We start from the raw sequence: 23077 nt of genomic DNA, 5'->3' as shown, positions 1-23077 counted from the left end.
AAGGGAATATTTATAAAAAATAGGGTAATATGTGGGCAAATAAACCTCCTACAACAAGAGCAGTTGTAAAATTAGCTCCCGTAATCAAACTGGCTGCTTTCCAGCCGAATTCTTTAATAAGTATGGCAATGGTGGAAAAACAGGGCAGATATAACATGCCCACTATAGCCAGTACGATAAATTGAGTTGTATTTAAAGCCAGGGTGAGATCAGTGCCCACAAATGACACCAGAGTTAATAAGATAAATTCTTTTCTAACTGCCCCCACAATAAGCAGTACTCCTGCAAATGCAGGTAATCCTAACCAGCCCACTGTAAGAGGGGCCATGAAATTACTAACAGGTTCTAAAACTCCCATAGCATAGAAAGCCTGAATCAGGGCACTGCCCACGATATAAATTGGAAAAACCAGATAAATTAGTGATTTGGTTCTCGCCCAGGTTTGTTTAAGGATTACTGAAAACGAAGGCAATTTTAAGGTATGCATCTCCATTATAAGACCAGTTGATTCTCCTGGAGTTGCTTTAAGGGCTAATCTACCCATAATAACTATTATTATCAAATCCAGCACATAAAGGGCCAGGGCCCACCATATATTAACAAATATAGCCACCAGACCCAGTATTAAAATGGTTCGAGCAGCACAGGGAGCAAAAGTTATGGCAAAAGCTGCTAAAAGTCGTTCTCTTCGAGTTTCAAGTATCCTGGTACTATCTATAGCTGGTACATTACATCCATACCCTAATATAAGGGGTATCAGTGCCTTGCCATGCAATCCTATTTTGTGCATGAAGCTATCCATCATAAAGGCCACCCGGGTTAATAAGCCGGAATTTTCTATATAGGATAACATCAGATAAAAAGGGATGACAAAGGGAATTATTAGTGTAACACCAGCTACAATTCCCCCAAATGCACCATTCCAGAGTATAGCGGTGATGGCACCGGAAAATTGAGGATCAACAGGTTGAAAAAAGCTAAAAGCATTGGAAAGGATCCCTTCCAGAAAATCCCCAATGGTAAAGGTCCATAAAAGTAATCCAATTATAACCAGAGCAGAGGTAAAATATCCTAAAACCGGATGAGTTAAAATTTTATCCAGACGTTCCGAGAAGGGGATGTCAATTTTAGTCTGAACTTGGGCACCAGAGGCAATAAAATTTGCCAAAGTATATCTTTCAGAAGCCATTACAGCAAAAGAAGGCTCTTGATGAATTTTTTCAATCTGGTAGGCAAGCTGGTTGGCATAAGAAATGATATCCGGGGATTCATTTTTGATATTTTTTATTATTTCCGGATCATTTTCCAGTATCTTAATGGCCATCCATCGATTAGAATATTTTAATGAAATTTTCTTAGATTCTATCATTTCTGATAAATTTTGAATTCTTTTTTCTACTTCTCCCCCATATTTAATAATTTCCGGGACATTTTCTGGATTCTCAGCAGCCTTTACCGCTTTTTCTATTAATTTTCTAAGGCCTTCACCTCTAACTGCAACTGTAGAAACTACGGGAACTCCTAAGGCTTTCTCCAATTTTTTTTCATCGATGATTATACCCTTTTGCCGGGCAATATCCACCTGATTTATACACACCACCAGTGGTACTTCCATTTCCATTAACTGTAAAGTGAAAAAAAGGTTCCTTTCCAGAACCGATGCATCCAGAACATTTATAACCACATCAGGTTTTTCATAGGCAATATACTCCCGGGACACTATCTCTTCCATGGAAAAAGTAGAGAAAGAATAAATTCCCGGTAGATCAATTACATGGATTTTTTGTCCCTGGAAATAAAGTTTTCCCTGGGCCTTTTCTACTGTTTTACCAGGCCAGTTACCTACAATCTGATTAGAACCAGTAAGCTGGTTAAAAATAACACTTTTTCCCACATTGGCATTTCCCGAAAGGGCTATGGTAAATTCGTCCTTAGATGAACTGGATGACGCATCAAATTCTTTCTCTTTTTGAAATCCGGACTTAACCATGGGCCATTGCTCCATCTTCATTCTTTCTTTCATCATCAATTAATTCAACAAAGACATTTTTGGCAATATCCCTACCCAGAGCAAGTTTGGATCCCCTGACTGATACTTCCACAGGTCCCTTAAAAGGGGCCAATTTAATTACACTGACCATAGCACCTATGGTTATACCCATATCCATCAGTCTTCTAATTACTTTATAATCCCCTCTAATGAATGATACCCGACCCACTTCATTTTCACCCAGGCTGGTAACTGAAATAAGGTTTTCATCACGTGCACCTACTTCTTCTATGTCTTCATGTTTTCTCTCCAGACATTCTTCACAGGTGTTAAATTTGAAATCACAAGCAGGGATAGGTGCCTCATCTGGGCACTGGTCTGGTTGTTCCAGTAACTGACATAGGGCCCTTTCCGCATCATCAGATAGAGTATGTTCCATTTGACAGGCCTCAGAATGAATTTTATCTTTTTTGAGTTTTAGTATATCATTTAAAAAGCGTTCCAGTAACCTGTGTTTCCTGGTTATTTTACTGGCAACTTTAAGGCCTTTTTCAGTAAGAACTGCACCTTTGTAAGGAGAATATTGAACATATCCCCGTTTATCTAATTTTTTTAACATTTGAGTTACACTGCCTGGAGCGATATTAAGATTTTTTGATATATTAGAAGTGGTTACTGGCTTTTTATCTTCCAGAGAAACCTTATAAATAACTTCCAGATACTCCTCAATGTTTTCACTTAAAGATTCATTATCTGACATTAGGTTCACCTAAAATAATCATGATTATAGATATAAATATAGAGCTTATAAAATTTTTGTTAACCTAAATATAATTAAAGGCCGGATAATCTTAATTTACATTGTAAAATAAGGAATATACCGGGAATATTTAAAAATTCTAAAATAAAATTTATTATTTATTAAGTGAGATTCATCCGAAATTATTACAAAAAAGAAATAAGAATTTCTTATATTACAAATTAAGGAATTTCAATAAAACTAAAAAAGTGAGTTTAATTTTAGAAATTTTCTAAAAAAAAATGTTTTTAAATAATCATTTTATGAGAATAAAATACAACTTGAAAAACAGTTGTCAGATTAAAGAATCCCTTCCTAATTAATAATAGTAATTAGTTTACATAGATTATATGAGTTGGATTATCTATTATTATTAAAGGTACTACTCAAAATAGTAAACAAGTTGAGTAGAGTGCACATCAAAGTATAATAAATCATGTTTTATTAAATAATTACTAAAAAAGTCATTATTAGATTAAAAAATTTATTTTAAATTCATTAAATAAAAAGATTAGCCTATTAATGTCGCGAATACATTAACAGGCTATTTTTTGACGTGGAGGCGTCATCTTAATTTAATTAAATAGGAAGAACATCTCTTCCATGGGTCTCATTTATTACCTGGGCTAGTCCCACATACATGGCGGCTGCACCGGTAAATATGCCCTCATATCCAGCAATGGTTATCAGGGTCTGGGAACCGGTTATATTTCCTGCAGCCAGGAGGAAGAACAAAATGGCCAGGGATATGAAAACCACCTGCAGCCCTCTTATTAATTTCAGGGTAGCTATGAACATTACCAGAGTAAATACTCCCCACATAAATAGGTAAGCTGCGAAGGAAGTTGGATCCGCTGCTTGAATAGGAGAATTTCCACCGGTATTTAAGAACCCAACCTGAGGCAGTACCAGTAAAATCACCAGAGACCACCAGAAAAGCCCGTAAGATCCAAATGCTACGGTGGCAAAGGTATTGCCTTTTTTATATTCCATGAAACATGCAAATATTTGGGCTAAACCCCCATAAGCAAAACCCATTGCCAGAATCATACTATTTATAGGGAAAAATCCTGCGTTATGGATATTTAAAAGAACGGTAGTTATACCGAAACCTAAAAGACCCAGTGGTGCAGGATTGGCTGTCATGTCCCTTAAAGATAAGGTTTTATCGTTTTCTATAGACATTTTAATACCTCTAATTTTCTATGATTCAATTAATACTTACTAAACAATAGTTAAATCATTCTTCTAGAGTTGAAGTATCTCCTAATTCTTCGCCTTCTTCCTGTGCTCTTAGAATTCTTCTCATAATTTTACCACTTCTAGTTTTAGGGAGCTTATCCACCTGTTCAATTTCCCCTAAAACTGCTACGGGTCCCAGTTCATAGCGCACATGTTTTTTCAAATCTTCAATTAAGGAAGTATTTAGTTCATATCCTTCCCGAAGTATGAGGAAAGCTTTGATAACCTGACCTTTTATAGGGTCTGATTTTCCAATAACCGCCGCTTCAGCCACTGCAGAGTGACTAACAAATGAAGATTCAACTTCAGAAGTACCAACCCGGTGCCCGGCAATTTTAAGTACATCATCGGACCGGCCCTGAATCCAGTAATATCCATCTTCATCTTTACGGGCCATGTCACCTGCCCGGTAAAATCCTTGCGGAAACTCCTTCCAGTAAACATTTACAAATCTTTCTTCATCTTCATAAAGTGTTCGGAACATGGCCGGCCATGGTTTTTTGATAACCAGATATCCACCTTTACCTAGAGGAACCGAATTACCTTTTTCATCCACCACATCGGCATCAATACCCGGTAGGGGCAGAGTAGCAGACCCTGGTTTTAAATTAGCAACAGGTAATGGCGAAATCAAATGCATTCCTGTTTCAGTTTGCCACCAGGTGTCCATGATCGGTGTTTTTTCTTTTCCAATGTTTTTGTAGAACCACATCCATGCTTCTGGATTTATAGGTTCTCCCACACTTCCCAGAACCTTCAAAGAAGACAGATTGTATATCTGAGGATATTTTTCTCCAAATCGCATCAGGTGTCTGATGGCGGTAGGTGCGGTGTAAAATTTAGTTACACCATATTTTTCCACTATGTTCCACCAGGCCCCTGGATCAGGGAAATCAGGTGCTCCTTCATAAACCAGAGTGGTGGTTCCCAAAAGAAGAGGAGCATATATAACATAGCTATGTCCCGTTATCCAACCAATATCTGCAGTACACCACCACAAATCCCCATCATGAATATCAAAAACATATTTCAAAGTAGTGGCCACCCCTACCATATATCCGGCAGTAGTATGGAGAACACCTTTAGGTTTACCGGTACTACCAGAAGTGTAAAGAATGAAAAGCGGATCTTCAGCATCCATTTCTTCTGCTTCACATTCATCGCTCTCACCTTCAATTAGTCGATCATAGAAAATTTCCCGCCCACTTAAATCAGAAACTTCTATATCCGATCCGGTGTGATTTACCACCACTATGGTTTCAATGGTGGGGCATTGCAGAACTGCTTCATCCACAATATTTTTTAAATTAATTATTTTACCTCTACGGTAAGTACCATCGGCGGTAATTAGCACTTTGGCCTTGGCATCATTCATTCTCTCTACAAATGCACCCACACTTAAACCGGAATAAACCACACTGTGCATGGCGCCAATTTTATTGCAGGCCAACATGGAAATTAGAAGCTCCGGGCACATGGGGAGGTACATGGAAACTGTTTCTCCCTTTTTAATACCCAGATTTTTAAGGGCATTGGCCATTTTATTTACTTCGCGGTAAAGTTCAAAGTAAGTTAATTTTTTTTCCTCACCCCTCTCATTAACATATAAAATAGCCACCTGATTTCTTTTGTCAGTTGAAATCCAGCGATCCACTGCATTGTAAGCCAGGTTAATTTTTCCATTTACAAACCACTTGTAGAAGGGTTTATTACTTTCATCCAGAACTTTATCCCAGGGTTTAAACCATTCAAACTGTTCAGATTTTTCTGCCCAGTATTTTTCCAGGTCTTTACCCTTTTCCAGCTCTGCTTCCCAGTTTTTTACATGTGCCTCTTCAACTAACTCATAGTTAGGCTTAAATATTCTTCTCTCATCGAGAAGAACTGAGGTGTCTTTTAGCATTTTGCGTCTCCTAACAATAATTTAAATAATTATGATAAGTAAGTTGCAAATGATATATATAGATTACTATAATTAATCATTATAAATAATAATTAATAATGATAAATATATTAAGTTTTGAAAATATTTTAGAATCCGTGAAAGTTCCTGAGGATCAATAAATGCAGATAGAATCAAAAATAATCAGCAAAAATAAATAAAAAAAATAAGTAATGTTTTTAAAGAACACTAAAGTGTTATTTAAATCCCATTACATCATAGGAGGCATACCGCCAGGCATACCGCCAGGCATACCACCCATGTCTCCCATGTCATCGCCAGTAGCTTCTAAACCACCTTTAGCAGCAATCATATCATCGATTCTTAGAATCATTTCTGCTGCTTCAGCTGCGGATTGAATAGCCTGTTTTTTAACTCTTTGAGGTTCTACTACTCCAGATTCTCTCATATCCATTACTTCACCCTGGAAAACGTCCAGTCCCATGTAAGGAGAATCTTCGTGAGCAGCCCTTAAATCCACAATGGCATCTATACTATCCAAACCGGCGTTTTCAGCCAGGGTCTTGGGTACAACTTCTAATGCTTCTGCAAATGCATTTACAGCCAGTTGTTCCCTTCCACTGATGGTGTCAGCATATTCTCTTAATTTTCGAGAAATCTCAATCTCAGGAGCGCCTCCTCCAATAACAACCTGTTTATCTTCCATAGTAGAAGCTACAACACCTATAGCATCATCTAAAGCTCTTTCTACTTCTTCAGCCACATGCCGGGTACTGCCCCTTAATATGATGGAGATTGCTTTAGGATCCTTACATTCTTCCACAAAGATCAAGACATCATCAAATATCTTTTTCTCATAAACTTTTCCAGCTTCACCAAGTTCAGCAGCACTTAAATCCTCGATATTGGTCACCAGTTGAGCACCGGTAGCTTTTTCCAATCTTTCCATGTCAGACTTTTTAGCTCTTTTAACGGCCAATATTCCAGCCCTTGATAAGTAGTGGACGGCCAGATCATCAATTCCCTTCTGACAGAATATGACATTTGCCCCAGAGTCTATGACTTTTTGTACCATATCTTTTATCATTTGCTCTTCGTTTTCAATGAAAGCCTGCATTTGATTAGGATCGGTCAATTTAATCTTAGCATCGGTTTCCAAATCTTTAACTTCGATTGGGTATTTTAAAAGAGCAATTTTCGCGTTTTCAATATTTTTAGGCATTGAATTATCAGCCCTGCTCTTATCAACAACAATACCATTCACGATGTGAGATTCATCCACACTTGCACCCTGTATACGCTGGATGTTGATGTTTTTCTTATTGACTTCCCCATCTTCCTCCACCTGCATTACTGCTGATACTATTAAGTCAGCTAATGGTTCTTTAGCCTTTTCTGATCCTTTTCCAGTCATAGCAGTCATAGCCACATTTAGTAAAGTTTCTTTATCATTAGCCTCAATGGAAATATCTTCTAAGATTTCCTGAGCTTTTAGTGCAGCTTGCCTGTATCCCATGGCAATAATGGTAGGGTGGACATTAATATCCAATAGTTCTTCAGCTTTTTTAAGTAACTCACCAGCTATTATGACTGCAGTGGTTGTACCATCACCCACTTCATCTTCCTGGGTTTTAGCTACTTCCACCAGCATTTTAGCTGCAGGGTGAGCAATATCCATTTCCCTTAAGATAGTTACCCCATCGTTGGTAACCACAATATCTCCCAGGGAGTCAACTAACATTTTATCCATACCTTTAGGGCCAAGAGTAGTCCTTATAGTCTCTGCTAATATTTTTCCTGCTAATATATTCAATCTTTGAGCGTCTTTACCCTGGAAACGACTTGTTCCTTCAGGTAATATTATTATTGGTTGGCCTGCGCCACCTAATTGTGCCAAAAAAATCACCTCATGTTTATGCTAATTTATCGATGGGTTAGAGGTTCTATAAATAGTTTCTTATTTTAGAAAATTTCAGGAAAACTAAAACGAATAATAGAGGGAAGTTTCAAAATTTAAAAAAAATAGTAAATAGTTATTTCTTTTGAGGGAAAACACGTGGAATAAAGGTTTTACAAAAATCAGGAGTTTCCCTTTGCATTTCATGTTCCATTTTGCCTATGATGTCATCCTCCAGGTCAGGAGTTTTGGTGGCATTAATGGAAAAGAAATCATCACTTATTACTGCCTCTAACTTTTCTCCCCCCATGGTCAAATCAAATTTTACTTTACTGCCTTTTTCCATATTTTCCAGGATGTCTTCCATTATTTCATCAGTTAATTTAAGGAGTTTCCTTCCTTCAGGTTCAAATTCGGAAGTGGATGTGGTAATTTTATTTATTCTAAGTGGTGCGCATCCTTCCGTCCTGATGGTCTTCCTGGTGGTCCAAAATAGTCCCAGTATCATTTTCTGTTTGGATTCCATATCACTTTCTATAGCCATTGACTTCAAAAAAAATCCCCCTATGAGCTAAAAATTTAAAAGTATGTATATTTACATACTCTTTATTTTTTCAGCCACAGTTTTACCTACTTCATAACATTTATCCAGATCCTCTTCTCCAGGTACATATTTAACATCAAATGATTCCTCCACTTCAAATCCGCAGTTAGATAAATCCTGGGAAAGTTTTCTACTGGCTCCTCCTCCCCAACCTTTGGAACCAAATACCACCGCAAGTTTCTTAAAGCCAGTTCTATCAAAGCTCAGACCAGATAGATAATACATCAAGTCCCCCAGGCTGGGGAATGGGCCATTGAATATCGTGGGGCTTCCAAAGAAAACCGCTTTACTATCCAGAATATCTTTTACAATTTCGCTGCGCTCATCTTGATGAAGGAAGTAAGTTACCACCTCCACATCCTGACCCATTACTCCTTCAGCCAATGCATGGGCCATTTTTTGAGTGGAGTAATGCATGGTATCATAAACAATGGTTACCTTATCTTTGCATTTTCCAGTGGCCCAGTCACTATAGGCCCCGATGATTTTCAGAGGATCAGTCCATATCTGGCCATGGGATGGTGCAATGACTTTGATTTTATCCAGTAGATCAAGTTCTTTTACTTCTGCAAACTTCCGCAGAACCAGGGGAGATAGTGGGGTTACTAAATTGGCATAGAATTTTTGAGCAGCATCCATTACCACGTATTCCGGGACTTCATTATCATACCTCTGGGAAAAACATAGGTGCTGGCCAAAGGCATCATTAGAAAATAGAATTCCCTCCTCAACTAGTAAAGAAAACATGCTATCTGGCCAGTGCAGCATGGGGGCTTCCAAAAAGGCTATGGTTTTACCACCTAGATCCAACGTATCACCGGTTTTAACAATTTCCATTTTTGAATCTTTTAAAACAGGATAATGTTCCACCAGACCACTGGCCGCTTTATCAGAACAGTAAATAGCTGCCTCAGGGAATTTTTTTACAACTTCTGTTAGGGAACCGCTGTGGTCTCTTTCAATGTGGTTTTGTATTATAACGTCAATATTCAGTTCTCTTCCCTCTTTTTTAAAAGCATCTTCAATACGACCCAACATTTGAGCCGATGTACCGGGATAAGTATTGTCTATTAAGGCTACTTTATCTTCACCAAAAACCAGATAAACATTGTAGGTGGTACCTCCCAGAGTATAACCATGATAACTACGAATATCCCAGTCCAGTACACCTGTCCAGTAAACACCATCAGCCAGTTTTTTTGCATTTGCCTTCATTTTTTATCACCTGAATTATCTGAAAAATTATATTAATAATAGTATGTTAATTCAAACTATTATATTTGTTTAGTACCTTACGGATAATGAAAAAATTAAAGTAACTAAGAAATTATTTTTGATTTTATAAAATAATAATTCAGGAGGTCCACTATGGATTTAGAATATGATGAAATCGGGAAAAAAAATAAAGAAAGCATATTATTTCTCCATGGTGCTGGACTGGGAAGCTGGATATGGAAAAATCAGTGCTTAAAACTAACTGACTTCCACTGTGTTGTGATTGATCTTCCCGGGCATGGGAAAAACCAAGCCAACCCTTTCCAGTTGCAAACTGCTTCTGAAAAAATCCTGGAACTTATAAAAGAGCATGGAAAAACTACCCATGTAGTTGGTTTATCTTTAGGAGGGCAAATAGCTCTGGAAATGTTAAATAATTCCCCTGAAGTGCTGGGTAATGTTATAATAACCGGTGTACCTATCCGTACCCCGGAGAAAACTGATAACTTTGAAAAACTAGTGGAATATGTTCTACAGGAATATGCATCCCAAAAAAACAGAGATTTTTTAATAAAAGCTTATATCCGGAATTATAATATTTCAAAAGATTATTTTGAATTATTAAAATCATCCACCGCCATCATTCCTCCTGAAGAAATTAAAAGGATATTTAAAGCGAATATGTTATTTGAAATCCCACCTCATCTAAACAAAGTAGATAACCCGGTCCTGGTTTTAGGGGGAGAAAAAGAATATGGTATTATAAAAAGCTCAATTAAATCCCTGGTAAAGACTATACCTCATTCAAAGGGTTATATTGTGCCGGAAATGGTACATATGTGGAATTTGACTTCCCCGGATTATTTTAATCTAATTATAAAAAACTGGATAGCTGCTAGAAAATTACCGGAAGATCTTATTCCCGTTGAATAGTCAAAAAATTAATTAAATTAGATTGATGATGAAATAAAGGCCTTACTGGCTGAAGAGGATGATATCATGAAAATCGGTTTTATAGGTTATGGGAGTATGGGAAGCATGATAATTAATGGATTGTTAGAATCCCAGGCTCTTAAAGAAGAGAATGTTATTATATCCAATCGAAGCCTGGAAAAACTTACTAAATTAAAGTTAAAATATCCTTTAATCGAAATAACTGATGATAATAAATTAGTGGGGAAAAAAGCAGATAGAATATTTATTTTTGTAAATACTGGTTTGGTAAAAAAAGTAGTAGAAGAAATTAGCTCTCATGAAAGTTCTAATATGCATATTATACACATAGCAGCGGGTTTGACCCTGCCTACCCTGGCACTGATATTTAAAGGTAAGGTTACCCGGGTAATTCCCTCTGTAACCTCCCTTGGTAAAAAAGGGATATCCCTGATGCACCACAATGAACTGGTTAAGGAGAATGAAAAAAAATTTGTGGAGGATTTATTTGGAGTTATAAGTCAGGTAAAAATTATTGATGAAGAAAATTTTGAAGTAGCCACCGCCATTACCAGTAGTGGTCCTGCTTTTATATCATTTATTATGGCCAGGTACGCCTATATGGCCACCCTTTACAGTGAAATTTCCCTGGAAGAAGCACAGGATATGGTAAAAAATGTTTTAGATGGTACGTCCCACTTATTGTGCCAGGGTTACCACTTTGAAGAGATAGTAGACCGGGTGGCTACTAAAGGAGGAATTACTCAAGAAGGAATAGATATCATGGATAGTAAACTGGAAGATATGTTTCAGGAACTATTTAAAAAGATTGAAGCAAAAAATGAAGAAATAAAACTCAGACTGGAAAGTGATTATAGATCTTAAAAATAATCTAATTTATCCTCATAATCAATTACATACTGAAATTCCCAGAAAGGTTTCCCCTTAACTACCCCCTGGTCCAGATGTTCCATTTCATGTGAAACTCCGTAAGCAGTGGGGCCTGTAAATTCTAAGGGGGTGTTGATTTTTTTTAAATGTATTTTCAAATCGACAGGATCAAGCTCGGCTTGTAATATATAATCGGCATTAACCGAAACTTTATAGGGTCTTTTAACCAGTTCTCTTTCATTTTTAGTACTGCATTTTTCCAGTCGATGGACAGTACCTTCTTGAGAAAGAATTTGGGGGTTTAAAAACAAATAAATCCGTTCTAATGTGCATCCCGACTTTTTTTCATCATCATATTTGGTTATTTTTTCTTTTATGGACATTAATCTTCGAGAATTTTTTTTAACACTCCAATCTCCACCAAAACGTATGGAGAATATGAGGGGTAAAAAAGCATCTTCCGGTAATTCCAGTTTTTGGAGTATTTTTTTTTCATTAAAACTAAATTTCAAGAGTTTTTTAAGGTCTTCGTATTCCAATTAATCACCTGTTGTATCAGAACCGAAAGTTACTGACCATGGTTATGAGTATTAAAAAAAATATTAAAAAAGAAAATATTAATTGGTAGATTTAGATTTAAAACTGCCAATTGCCGCATCAACCAATTCAATAATTGATTCTGAAAGGCTGCCATATTCTTTGGAAATCACCAGAGGTATGTTATCACAATAAACAACTTCTAAGCCGGCTTCAAGTGCATCTTTAGTAGCCACATCCACGGCAGCAGCTTTTAGTTCGGTGAGCATTACATCCACTTCATCTATATATTTTTGAATGTCCTTCTGGAGAAGGGGCCGGTTGGAAAGATGAGGAGTGGTTCCAATTACTTTACATCCATATTCTGATTCTAAATGGTCTACTAAAACCTTTTTTACAGAATCTGGTGCAGTAGTTGCAAATAATACATTTTTATTCTGGATGTCCCCCAATGGTTTTGGTCTAAATACGGTAGGGATTATTTTAGCATCAGGATTAATTTCTTTAACCAGCTCTATAACATGGTTAATTTTTTCTTCACTGGCCATAGGCTCTTCACACATGGTCAATACCACCAGGTCGGCCAGACCTATTCTAAATGGACCCAGGAAGTTTTCTATATTCATAAGTGGTTGATTTACACCCACCAGAACTATTTCTTTATCTGTTTTTATAGGGGGAATAGCAGCACCACTGCCCTCCATAATTAAGAATTCCGCATTCACAGTATTGGCAAGTTCAGCTCCTTTTTTCATGTTAGTGATGAATACATCCCCACCCATACCACCTCCACATCTACGGCATCCAATAGTCAATATACGACTCATTAATGCACCTTCCCAATGATCTGAAGCGGCATGAACTCCTTTATCGGATTGCTCCATCAAAAATTGTGGTGTGATTTCAATTTCATCTCCCTGGACAATTTCCGGTTCTTCTGGTCCTCCCCGACCCATGGCCACTACACAGGGGTTATAATTATTATTATTGATTACCCGGGCAGCATATGCTGAAACTGCTGTTTTACCTATTCTTTTTCCTGTTCCTAAAATTTTTAGAGATGGTTTTTTAAGTACATCGTATTGAGTTAATGGGTCGAATTTAAAGTCCGGGCCCTCATAAGTAACTCCCAGACCCAATACCACTGAAGCAATTTTAAATCTTTTAGTATAATCCAGCACCGGTTCATCACTCAAATCCATTACTAAATCAGGTTGATACTTTTCCACCATATCTCGAATAAGATCATAAGGTATTTCATCAGTATGTGGTCCAAAATATACCGGTCGTCCCATGAGTTCAGCATATTCTTCTTCAGAGCCAGATCTTAATTTTTCTGTGCCTCCAATAAAAATTACAGAAACAACTTCCATATGTTCTATACTGTCTAGTAAATCAATAGCCGATTTGGTTACTGGCAAATAATGTTCACCATCCACCAGACATACTACTTTTTTTAAACTTGTCATTTTAATTGCTCCTTTAATAGAAATTAATATGCACCATAATCATTTTCTTGTATAATGAAAGTTAGATCAGTATGTAATTAATATTTTATGGTAGAATTTAATTTAGAGCTTCAAAATAAGGAAATATATATCCGTTAAAATAATTAAAAAAGATAATTAATATAATGTAACATAAAAACTAAATATTGTGCGGATGAAATGTTTTAATATTTATAAGGATTTTATTTAGCTTCTATTTGAAGATCAACTTTTATTAACTCTTTTCGTGATCTTTTAGCCAATTCTGATAAGCCGTTTACCACATTAGAAGGAAGAGTTCCAGCATTTTCTTTAGCAATAATTTCAGATATAGCGCTGGATAAAACAAAAATAGCGTATTTATGCTCTGCTTTAGTTCTATGAATATGATGAGGACTAATATTTAGAGAAATATATTCTTCACATTCACTTTTAATTTCATAACCATTTTCCAGATATTTTAAAACATATACCAAAAATTGATGGAGTTGTATCATTTCATCCTTATACATGGGTACCAACCTCTTCTCCTAAATAGAAATTAAATCCTATCGCATATATATCTAAGTTTTGAATAATTAAAAATTAAATCGCACATATTCCTGAATTTTTTTAAAAGTTATAGTCTATACTTGGCTATCCATGCTTTATGTAAACACCATAAGATAAGTTTTTCTCTTACTAAATATACAGTAATAGTTAATAATTAAAATTAGATTCTATAATTCTTAAAAAAATAAATGGGGTTTTAATTTTTCTCCAATAACATATTAAACACATATTAATCACTTATGAAAAATAATACTATTAAAAACGATTAAAATTAAGTAATATATTGAAAAAATTAAAAATAAGAGGAGTGTTTATAAGAAAAATAATTATAACTAACTGTACTAAAATAATATCAATATAATTTACCCACCTTGTAAAAATAAATATAAAAAAATTATTTTCCTGTTTTTATTAAAAAACCCGGCATCTATTCTTAACTTAAGATTATAAAAACTAAAAAAATAATTAATAATATTAAATAACTATCTGAGGGGATTAAATGGAGATTATAGAATTTAAAAAAGAAAAAATCAGTGAACTGGTTAAAAGATCCCAAATAGATGTTAATCATATCATAAATGATGTTCAATCCATAATCAATAAGGTTAAAAAAGAAGGGGACCTTGCTTTAGAGTATTACACCAGTAAATTTGATAAGGTGGATCTAAAAAATTTCAGGGTATCTAAAAAAGAAATAGATTACAGTTACAATAATCTGGACCCTGAAATTATTGAATCATTGAAAAAAGCAGGCCGGAACATAAAAAAATTCCACCAGAGGCAGGTCCCATCCGAATGGTCCATGGAAGTGGATTCTGGAATTAAAGCCGGGCAAATAATAAGGCCTATTGGAAGTGCAGGTTGTTATATACCGGGAGGTAGAGCAGTTTATGCCTCCTCCATATTAATGACAGTTATTCCGGCTAAAATAGCCGGTGTAAAAAGGATTGTTTGCTGTACACCACCACAGGGTGATGGTACTGTAAGTGATGCTGTGCTGGTTGCAGCTGATATCGCCGGGGCAGATGAAATATATAAAGTAGGAGGTGCCCAGGCCATTGCTGCTTTAGCCTATGGAACAAGTAGTATTAAACCTGTGGATAAAATTGTAGGTCCGGGAAATATTTTTGTAACAGCCGCCAAGAAGCTGGTTTATGGTGAAGTGGATATTGATTTTCCAGCAGGTCCTTCGGAAGTATTGATTATAGCCGATGAAAATTCAAATCCAGAATATATTACTTATGATCTTCTAGCCCAGGCAGAACACGATCCTGACTCTCCCTGTGTACTGGTAACCACTGACAGTAGCCTGGCTAAAAAAGTACAGGAAATGATTCACACAAACATTAAATACATGGAAAGAAGCAATATAATAGAAGAATCTCTGGAGAAGTATGGAAAAATAATTATTACCAATTCACTGGAAGAATCTATCTATTTCTCCAATGAATACGCTCCAGAACACCTGATTATAATGACTTCAAATCCAGAGAGTGTTTTAGCTGAGATTAATAATGCAGGGTCCATATTCTTAGGTGAACTAACACCAGTTTCTGCAGGGGATTACGGTTCTGGAACCAACCATGTTTTACCCACGGCAGGATGTGCCAAAATGTATTCTGGTCTTTCAACCGAATCTTTCATTAAAAAACCAACGGTGCAAACAATAAGTCCGGAAGGACTAAGCAACCTGGAAGATGTGGTTATACCATTAGCAGAATATGAAGGCCTTTATGCTCACTCTGAATCATTTAAAAGAAGATTAAATAAAAAATAATTCCAGAGTTTTTTTATTTTAAATAATAAAATTAATTAAAAATTAATCAAATACCTGAGGTGAATAACATTGATAAACTCATTAGATTGGAGAAGAACCCATTATTCCCGTGATGTGAACCCTGAAATGGATGGAGAGGAAATAACGGTAATGGGATGGACTCATGAAATAAGGGATTTAGGTGGAATAATATTCGTATTATTAAGAGATCGAGACGGAACCATCCAGATTACTGCCCCCAGCAAAAAAATTGAAAAAGAAATCTTTGAAGATTTAAGAAAGATTAAAAAAGAATCGGTCATTGCAGTAAAAGGAACCATACAGGAATCACCTAAAGCACCAGGTGGTGTGGAACTTATACCCACCTCTTTAAATCTTTTAAATGAATCTAAACAGCCTTTACCTTTGGATCCCACTGAAAAGGTAAGGGCCGAGATAGATACTCGCCTTGATTCCCGGTTCTTAGATATACGTAAACCGGCAGTTAGTGCCATATTTAAGATTAAAAGCAGGATGTTGCATTCTATACGGGTTTTTCTGGAACAAAATGAGTTTTTAGAAATAAATACTCCTAAATTAGTGGCATCTGCAACAGAAGGTGGTACTGAACTTTTCCCCATTACTTACTTTGAAAGAGAAGCCTTTTTAGGGCAAAGCCCCCAGCTGTATAAACAGATAATGATGTCTGCTGGTTTTGATCGGGTTTATGAGATTGCCCCTATATTCCGTGCAGAAGAGCATGACACTCTAAGACACCTCAATGAAGTAATATCCATTGATATAGAGGCTTCTTTTATGAATCATGAAGATGTAATGGAAATTCTAGAAAAACTGGTAGTCCAATCCATAACTGATGTTAAAACCCATTGCCAGGACGATCTAGATGTTTTAGGACGTGAACTGGAAATACCTTCTCTTCCATTTGAAAGGGTAAGTTATGATGATATGGTGGATATGGTCAATTCCCAGGGAGTGGCTCTGGAGTATGGTGAAGATATGTCCCGGGCATCTGAAAAGGCCATGGGTGAAATTATGGAAGGATACTATTTCATAACGGATTGGCCCACTGCCATAAAACCCTTCTATGTAATGCCTGATGAAAAAAATCCTGAGAAAAGTTTTGCTTTTGATTTGATGTATAAGGATCTTGAAATTTCATCAGGAGCCATGCGAGTGCATACCCCTGATTTACTACTGGAGAGAATAAAAAATCAGGGACTAAATCCAGCATCATTTGAAAAATATTTGGCTGCATTCGAATATGGAATGCCACCTCATGCAGGATGGGGTTTAGGTGCAGAAAGATTCAATATGACCCTAACTGGTGTAAATAATATTAGAGAAACTGTTTTATTCCCCAGAGATAGGCGCAGATTGACTCCTTAAATCAGGAGAAAACACTTTTTTTAAAAAACTTTCCGCCCTTTTTTTTATTTATGGATAATAAACTGAAACTTTTTTTAAAAAAAACTAAAAAATTATAAATTCTCCTATGTTCATGACTTCCTTTTAAATTTTTAAAAATTCAGATGTTTTTAATTAAAAAAAGGCTTTTAGAATGCATATCCTGCCCCTGGATTTTTTATTATTTAAGGCACTTAGATTTAAAGTGTAATAGGATATATGAAAAAAATATAAAGCAGTAGGTTGTTAATTCTATAAAGGAAATTTTAAGATATTAACTACACTTTCTGATTGTAAATTAATAAAAGTGATATAATGTTTATGGGTGCATCCACTAAACAGGGCCAGGATATTGCCCTGAAAAGCAGAGAGATAGTAAGATCGTTGATAAGTGATAAAATAGAGCACTTATCTTTGGAAGAACAATCTATTGTAGAAAGGATAGTCCACTCCACCGCTGATGTGGAATATGCAGAAATTTGTCACATAAGTTCTGATTTTGTTAAATGCAGTATTGAATCAATTAAAAATGGCAAAGACATTCTAACTGATATAAATATGGTACGTGCCGGGATAAATAAATATTCTGGAGAAGTTAAATGCTTTATTAACCATCCTGAAACTATTAAAATGGCTAAAAAAGAGGGCATTACCCGGGCAGCGGCGGCTATGGAGTATGCTGCAGAAAATGGATTTAAAGGAATAGTGGTCATTGGCAATGCACCCACGGCACTTTATAAAGTGATTGAACTATTTGAAAAAGGAAAAATGGATATTGAATCTGTCATAGGAGTTCCAGTTGGCTTTGTAGGAGCTACAGAGTCCAAATATGCCTTAAAAAGTAGTCAAATCCCCCATATCATTACAAAAGGACCTAAAGGAGGAACTCCTGTAGCCGTAGCTGCAGCAAATTCTTTAATACAGTTAAGTAAGGATAATAAAAGGAGGAAGCCTGATGAAATCTGAAAAATTATTTAATGAGTCACAAAATTTTTTACCAGGAGGTGTTAGTTCTCCAGTAAGGGCATTTCAACCTTACCCCTTTTTTGCCAAAAAGGGTGAAGGATCACGTTTATGGGACGTGGATGGAAATGAATACCTGGACTACTGTCTGGGATATGGTCCTCTGATTTTAGGCCATAGCCCGGAAAAGATAATTAATGCCGTTTACAGTCAGATGCAAAAAGGTACCACTTACGGGGTTCCCACAAAAAAAGAAATTGATCTAGCCCGGATGGTGGTTGATAAGGTACCCTGTGCCGATATGGTAAGATTTGTGAATTCCGGTACAGAAGCTACCATGAGCGCTATCCGATTAGCAAGGGGATTTACTGGTAAAAATAAGATTGTTAAATTTGAAGGATCTTATCATGGTGCTCATGATTATGTTCTGGTAAAATCAGGATCCGGAGCAGCATGTTTACCTGATTCTCCAGGTGTTCCAGAAGATACTACTAAAAATACTCTATCTGCCCCATTTAATAATGAAGAATATGTAAGTGAGTTAATTGCCAGTAATGGCTCAGACATTGCCGCCATCATCATGGAGCCGGTTATGGCCAATATTGGTTGTATAGAACCTCGCAAAGGATATTTAAAATTTTTAAGAGAAATAACTGCTGAAAATGATATACTTCTTATCTTTGATGAAGTTATCACTGGTTTCAGGCTTTCTGAAGGAGGGGCTCAGGAATATTATGGAATAAATCCAGATTTAGTTACCATGGGTAAAATAATTGGTGGTGGTTTCCCCATGGGTGCTTTTGCTGGATCTAGAGAAATAATGGAATTTATTTCTCCCTGTGGAAGCGTTTATCAAGCAGGTACATTTAATGGTAATCCTATTTCAATTACAGCCGGTTTAAATACTTTAAAAGAATTAGATAGCACTTTTTACAGGGATTTAAATAGTAAAGGCAAATATTTGCGTGATGGAATTCAGGGCATACTGGAAGATAATAACCTGGACTTTAGTCTGGTAGGTTTAGGATCCATGTTTCAGATATACTTTAATTCTAAAAGAGTTTATGATTACCAGGATGCAAAAAATTCAGATATTGAAAAATTCAGGGTTTATTTCAACAATCTGCTCTCAAATGGTGTTTTCATTCCTCCTTCTCAATTTGAGTGTTGTTTCCTCTCCCAAGCGCACCAAAAAGAAGATCTGGATGAAACACTAGAAAAGATAGAATTCGCTTTGAAAACAGTTGCGGATTAGTATTTATTTTTTAATTAATTATCTTTTTTTACAGGAAATATTATCCCTGTCTTAATTTGTTAATTATAAAAGAAATATTAAAAAAAAGGAGTTTATTATTTAATGAATTCTAAGTCCATATCCAGATAAAAAACAGATATACGAACCCCAGTATAATTAAAGATATTATAAATAGGGATATTAAACGAATAATATTTAGATTTACTCCCACATAATCATTATCCCACTTTTTAATAAAGTCCTGGCCTTTAAATTGGTTTTTACCACTCCAGGATCTTGAACTACGAATACTTTGTCTTTTATTTTTAATATGACCCATCAATTTAGCTTCTTCAGTCATAATAGTATCGATCAAGTCTTCCTCATCATATAAATCCGTATTTTCCTGTTCAATGATGTCCCTTATTAACCTTTTTTGATCCTGCACATCATTTTGAATATTTTTTTGAGCTATTCCCTCCCATAAATGCCATTTTCCTTCCTGGATTTCATTTAAAAGTTCTTCCTGAATTTCAACTTTTTTAGATAGCTCTTCAAATAATTTCTTCCGTTTTTCAGCCTTATTTTTTAGATTAGAAATAAGTTTATTAACTTCTTCAGATTCTAAAGAAGTTGAAACTGCTTCATCCTCCTGCCCAAAATTACTGAATTCTCCCCTATCTGCATAGTAAAACAGCTGCCCTCCACATTCACAAAAATCAAAATCAGATGGAGATTCAGCAGGCTGAAGCTGATAATAACCTCCACAGTCTTCACATACTAAATATCCACCGGCAGATAGTTCATACCCATTATAATTTGATAGAATCTGGTTTATCTCATTTGAGACCACAAAAATCCCCCCAAGGCCCCCTTTATCAGAAAACTGAAAATGCAGATACATTTCCATTTAATAAAAACAACATTATCAGTTTTATAAATCTATTAGATAATATTACATTTTTACTATTAATATTTAACTATTTTCTATTGAAAATATATGATTTATATTAAAAAAAAGAATTAAAAAAGAAAAGAAATATTAAATATTTTTAGGATCCAGTCCAGTGGAAATTAAGAACTGAATAAATGCACCCTGGGGAACAACAATAATGTTTCCCTGGGCATACTGGGTAATTCCCACATGAACCAGTGTTAGATATTTACTTTCATCATTGGCAGTACTGGCTACTGCTTTCATTAGGGCTTCTAAGACAGCTCCCCTTGATGCCCCTGCAGATTGAGCTTCTCGTAAGAAAGTTAGAGAATTTCCAGAAACCTCACCATAGCCAGGTATAATAACCGGACCGGCAATATTTAAAAAGCTATCAACAGCTTCAGGTGTCATCATAACCACAATATCTGTTTTTTCACCAGTATTGGCTTCCACAATTTCTTGAGCTAATTTTGCACCTTTTTCTACATCTGCGTCCCAGAGTGCATCATGGAGTAAATGTTTATCCAAACCCATGCTTCTCAATTCAGGAGGGGGTGTAGCAGTGGGGTGAGCCATTTGGAAGGGATAGACCGATAATACATTAGTTATGTCTCCCTCATTCATGGTTAGTACAAATGCCATGTCCACTGCTCCTGGTCCTGGCCGGGGTTCACCCGGGTCAACAGCTAAAAGTAGTATTTTAGTTTCACCTTTAGTCACATCGTATGAGCTTGATGCATACGCTTGAAAAGCCAATATAGAAAGGCCTACTATGGCTAAAAATAAAAATATTATAACATAATCCTTTTTTTCCATACTTTAACCTTATTTTCATTAATTTTAAAAAATTTTTAAGGGTTCATTATTTGCAACCAATGGTATAAAATGCAATAACGAATAATAAGCTAATTTAATATTAAATTTGATTAGTCTTAATTTTAAATAATCCGGGATAAGATACATATTAAATGTTCTTATTAATATATAAACTTATAATTTACCTACCAGTTAAAATGATAAAATTGATTAAGAAATTTTTAAATATAATTACAAAATATTAGAAAAATTGCCCTATTTTAGAAGATTTAAACTAGAATAAGTTAATGCATTACTATTAATACCCTATTTTGAAATCGAATTTAAGGTTTAAATTATAAATTTAATGAAAAAATTATTAAAATTTGAAATTTATATTAAAATTAAATAATTGATAATTAATTAAAGTGAATTTAATGAAGTTAATAGCCGCAGGTGTAGGGAAAAACCAAAAAATTATTGAAGCCGCTCAAAGTGTTAAATTTCCAGTGAAGCTATTTGATAATGAAAAACAGCTTATGGAAATGATTTCTAATCCCCAGGTTAAAGCAGTGGTTAGAGGTTCCCTTGATTCCTCAATAATTTCATCTATAAAAAAAGAATATGGTAATAACATTATTAGAGCTTCTCTTATTAAAATTAAAGACCATGAATTCCTCTTAGCCCCGGTGGGTATTGATGAGGGGAAAAATCTGGAAGAAAAGGCCCTTATGGTGGAACTGTGCTGTGAATTTTTAAAATCAATGGGTAAAAGACCCCAGGTGGCCATTATATCTGGTGGAAGATCACAGGACGTGGGTAGAAGTCCCCAGATTGACCAATCTATTGAGGAAGGAAAACATCTAACCTCCATCATAAAAGATAAATACAGGGTAAAGCACTATTACATATTAATAGAAAAAGCATTGCAAGATAGATGTAATTTAATTTTAGCCCCGGATGGTATTTCTGGAAATTTAATTTTTCGTTCCCTGGTTTTAATTGGATCCCTTAAGAGTTATGGTGCTGTAACCTTAGGAATGAATAAAATATTCATTGATACATCCCGGGATCAAAGTAAAAGTGGTTATATCCGTGCTTTGAATTTTGCTCATCATCTAGCCAGGAGAGATAAATGTACCCTTTAAAACCAATTTATAGAATTTATGAATGGTATATTTCACGTAATTTAACACAGGAAAATATGCCCAAACACGTTGCCATAATAATGGATGGTAACCGTCGATTTTCAAAGATTCAGGGAAATAATAAGATAATCGAAGGCCATAAAAAAGGGATAGCTACTCTGGAAAGAGTGCTGGACTGGTGTGTAGATTTAGGAATAGAAATTGTCACCGCCTATGCATTTTCTACAGAAAATTTCAATCGCAGTCCAGAGGAAGTTAAAGGATTGATGAAATTATTCCAGGAAAATTTTGAAGCAATTGCCCAGAATAAAAAAATTCACCAGAATGAAGTCCAGGTAAAAGCAGTAGGTAAACTGGAATTACTCCCGGAAAATGTAAGAAAAGCCATCCAAATAGCCGAAGAATCCACATCTTCTTACCAGAAAAGAAGAGTAAATATAGCCATTGGATATGATGGGCGTTTAGAAATTATTGATGCCATCCAGAAAATTGCACAAAAGGTTAAAGATGGAGAATTAAGTATAGAAGGCATAAATGAAGATATGGTTAATGATAATCTTTACACTGCTGGTTTAGAGGATCCTAACCTGATAATAAGAACAAGTGGAGAAGAAAGATTAAGTGGCTTCCTATTATGGCAATCATCATATTCCGAACTTTACTTCTGCGATAGTTTATGGCCACAACTACGTAAAGTAGATTTTTTAAGGGCATTAAGATCATATCAACAACGTGAAAGACGTTTTGGAGTATAGGCATGATTTTGATT

General features: G+C 35.6%; 20 protein-coding genes. 8 read left to right on the top strand and 12 right to left on the bottom strand.

What is annotated here, in order from left to right:
• Window positions 1-10: 10 nt before the first annotated feature.
• The 7 genes from feoB to HYG87_RS09955 all read right to left on the bottom strand — a co-directional run bounded on the left by feoB (window position 11) and on the right by HYG87_RS09955 (window position 9650).
• Complete coding sequence (gene feoB / locus HYG87_RS09985) at window positions 11-2026, bottom strand: ferrous iron transport protein B (protein WP_249164850.1); 2016 nt, start codon at window positions 2024-2026, stop codon at window positions 11-13.
• The gene (locus HYG87_RS09980) at window positions 1983-2750 is read right to left on the bottom strand and encodes a metal-dependent transcriptional regulator (protein WP_211533015.1); all 768 of its coding nucleotides are present in this window, start codon (window positions 2748-2750) and stop codon (window positions 1983-1985) included. The genes feoB and HYG87_RS09980 overlap by 44 nt, the downstream gene beginning before the upstream one ends.
• Before the next feature lie 618 nt (window positions 2751-3368).
• Entirely contained in the window at window positions 3369-3974 is a 606-nt protein-coding gene (locus tag HYG87_RS09975) for an acetate uptake transporter (protein WP_211533014.1), read from the bottom strand.
• 55 nt (window positions 3975-4029) lie between these two features.
• Window positions 4030-5934 carry an acetate--CoA ligase gene (gene acs / locus HYG87_RS09970; RefSeq protein WP_211533013.1) on the bottom strand — a complete coding sequence of 635 codons (1905 nt, stop codon included), beginning with the start codon at window positions 5932-5934 and terminating at the stop codon, window positions 4030-4032.
• A 250-nt stretch (window positions 5935-6184) separates the two neighbouring features.
• Window positions 6185-7831, bottom strand: coding sequence for a thermosome subunit alpha (thsA, locus tag HYG87_RS09965; protein ID WP_211533012.1), 1647 nt, complete (start codon window positions 7829-7831; stop codon window positions 6185-6187).
• A gap of 136 nt (window positions 7832-7967) precedes the next feature.
• The gene (locus tag HYG87_RS09960; protein WP_249164906.1) at window positions 7968-8375 is read right to left on the bottom strand and encodes a hypothetical protein; all 408 of its coding nucleotides are present in this window, start codon (window positions 8373-8375) and stop codon (window positions 7968-7970) included.
• A gap of 51 nt (window positions 8376-8426) precedes the next feature.
• On the bottom strand, window positions 8427-9650 hold the full coding sequence (locus HYG87_RS09955) for an FprA family A-type flavoprotein (RefSeq protein ID WP_211533010.1): 1224 nt from the start codon (window positions 9648-9650) through the stop codon (window positions 8427-8429).
• A gap of 153 nt (window positions 9651-9803) precedes the next feature.
• Between HYG87_RS09955 and HYG87_RS09950 the strand changes: the two genes are divergently transcribed.
• Together HYG87_RS09950 and HYG87_RS09945 are read left to right on the top strand one after the other, a co-directional pair.
• Entirely contained in the window at window positions 9804-10583 is a 780-nt protein-coding gene (locus tag HYG87_RS09950; protein WP_211533009.1) for an alpha/beta fold hydrolase, read from the top strand.
• A gap of 66 nt (window positions 10584-10649) precedes the next feature.
• The gene (locus tag HYG87_RS09945) at window positions 10650-11468 is read left to right on the top strand and encodes a pyrroline-5-carboxylate reductase dimerization domain-containing protein (protein ID WP_211533008.1); all 819 of its coding nucleotides are present in this window, start codon (window positions 10650-10652) and stop codon (window positions 11466-11468) included.
• Here HYG87_RS09945 and HYG87_RS09940 read toward each other — a convergent pair.
• From HYG87_RS09940 to HYG87_RS09930, 3 genes are all read right to left on the bottom strand, one after another.
• Window positions 11465-12013: a putative ATP-dependent zinc protease gene (locus tag HYG87_RS09940; protein ID WP_211533007.1), complete on the bottom strand. Its 549-nt coding sequence runs from the start codon at window positions 12011-12013 to the stop codon at window positions 11465-11467. The genes HYG87_RS09945 and HYG87_RS09940 overlap by 4 nt on opposite strands.
• A gap of 78 nt (window positions 12014-12091) precedes the next feature.
• Window positions 12092-13480 (bottom strand): P-loop NTPase family protein, encoded by a 1389-nt coding sequence (locus tag HYG87_RS09935; protein WP_211533006.1) that lies wholly within the window; start codon window positions 13478-13480, stop codon window positions 12092-12094.
• 221 nt (window positions 13481-13701) lie between these two features.
• A complete protein-coding gene (locus HYG87_RS09930; RefSeq protein ID WP_211533005.1) occupies window positions 13702-14010 on the bottom strand; it encodes a UPF0058 family protein in 309 nt (102 codons plus the stop codon).
• Window positions 14011-14549: 539 nt separating this feature from the next.
• Here HYG87_RS09930 and hisD point away from each other — a divergent pair.
• From hisD to hemL, 4 genes are all read left to right on the top strand, one after another.
• A complete protein-coding gene (hisD, locus tag HYG87_RS09925; RefSeq protein WP_211533004.1) occupies window positions 14550-15827 on the top strand; it encodes a histidinol dehydrogenase in 1278 nt (425 codons plus the stop codon).
• A 69-nt stretch (window positions 15828-15896) separates the two neighbouring features.
• Window positions 15897-17213 (top strand): aspartate--tRNA(Asn) ligase, encoded by a 1317-nt coding sequence (aspS, locus tag HYG87_RS09920; protein ID WP_211533003.1) that lies wholly within the window; start codon window positions 15897-15899, stop codon window positions 17211-17213.
• Between the two features lie 333 nt (window positions 17214-17546).
• The gene (locus HYG87_RS09915; RefSeq protein ID WP_211533002.1) at window positions 17547-18197 is read left to right on the top strand and encodes a cobalt-precorrin-8 methylmutase; all 651 of its coding nucleotides are present in this window, start codon (window positions 17547-17549) and stop codon (window positions 18195-18197) included.
• Entirely contained in the window at window positions 18187-19449 is a 1263-nt protein-coding gene (gene hemL, locus HYG87_RS09910; protein ID WP_211533001.1) for a glutamate-1-semialdehyde 2,1-aminomutase, read from the top strand. The genes HYG87_RS09915 and hemL overlap by 11 nt, the downstream gene beginning before the upstream one ends.
• 109 nt (window positions 19450-19558) lie before the next feature.
• Here the strand turns inward: hemL and HYG87_RS09905 are convergent, their stop codons facing one another.
• Window positions 19559-20281, bottom strand: coding sequence for a hypothetical protein (locus HYG87_RS09905; RefSeq protein WP_211534329.1), 723 nt, complete (start codon window positions 20279-20281; stop codon window positions 19559-19561).
• Between the two features lie 189 nt (window positions 20282-20470).
• Window positions 20471-21181 (bottom strand): DUF4012 domain-containing protein, encoded by a 711-nt coding sequence (locus HYG87_RS09900; RefSeq protein ID WP_211533000.1) that lies wholly within the window; start codon window positions 21179-21181, stop codon window positions 20471-20473.
• Between the two features lie 416 nt (window positions 21182-21597).
• On the opposite strand from HYG87_RS09900, the gene mtxX reads away from it, so the two are divergent.
• Together mtxX and uppS are read left to right on the top strand one after the other, a co-directional pair.
• A complete protein-coding gene (gene mtxX / locus HYG87_RS09895; RefSeq protein ID WP_211532999.1) occupies window positions 21598-22308 on the top strand; it encodes a methanogenesis marker protein Mmp4/MtxX in 711 nt (236 codons plus the stop codon).
• Window positions 22296-23063 carry a polyprenyl diphosphate synthase gene (gene uppS / locus HYG87_RS09890; protein ID WP_211532998.1) on the top strand — a complete coding sequence of 256 codons (768 nt, stop codon included), beginning with the start codon at window positions 22296-22298 and terminating at the stop codon, window positions 23061-23063. Before mtxX ends, uppS begins: the two co-directional genes overlap by 13 nt.
• Window positions 23064-23077: the final 14 nt, after the last annotated feature.

The organism is Methanobacterium alkalithermotolerans (assembly GCF_018141185.1).
Classification (GTDB): domain Archaea; phylum Methanobacteriota; class Methanobacteria; order Methanobacteriales; family Methanobacteriaceae; genus Methanobacterium_F; species Methanobacterium_F alkalithermotolerans.
This window is presented reverse-complemented; position numbering and strand designations above follow the sequence as displayed.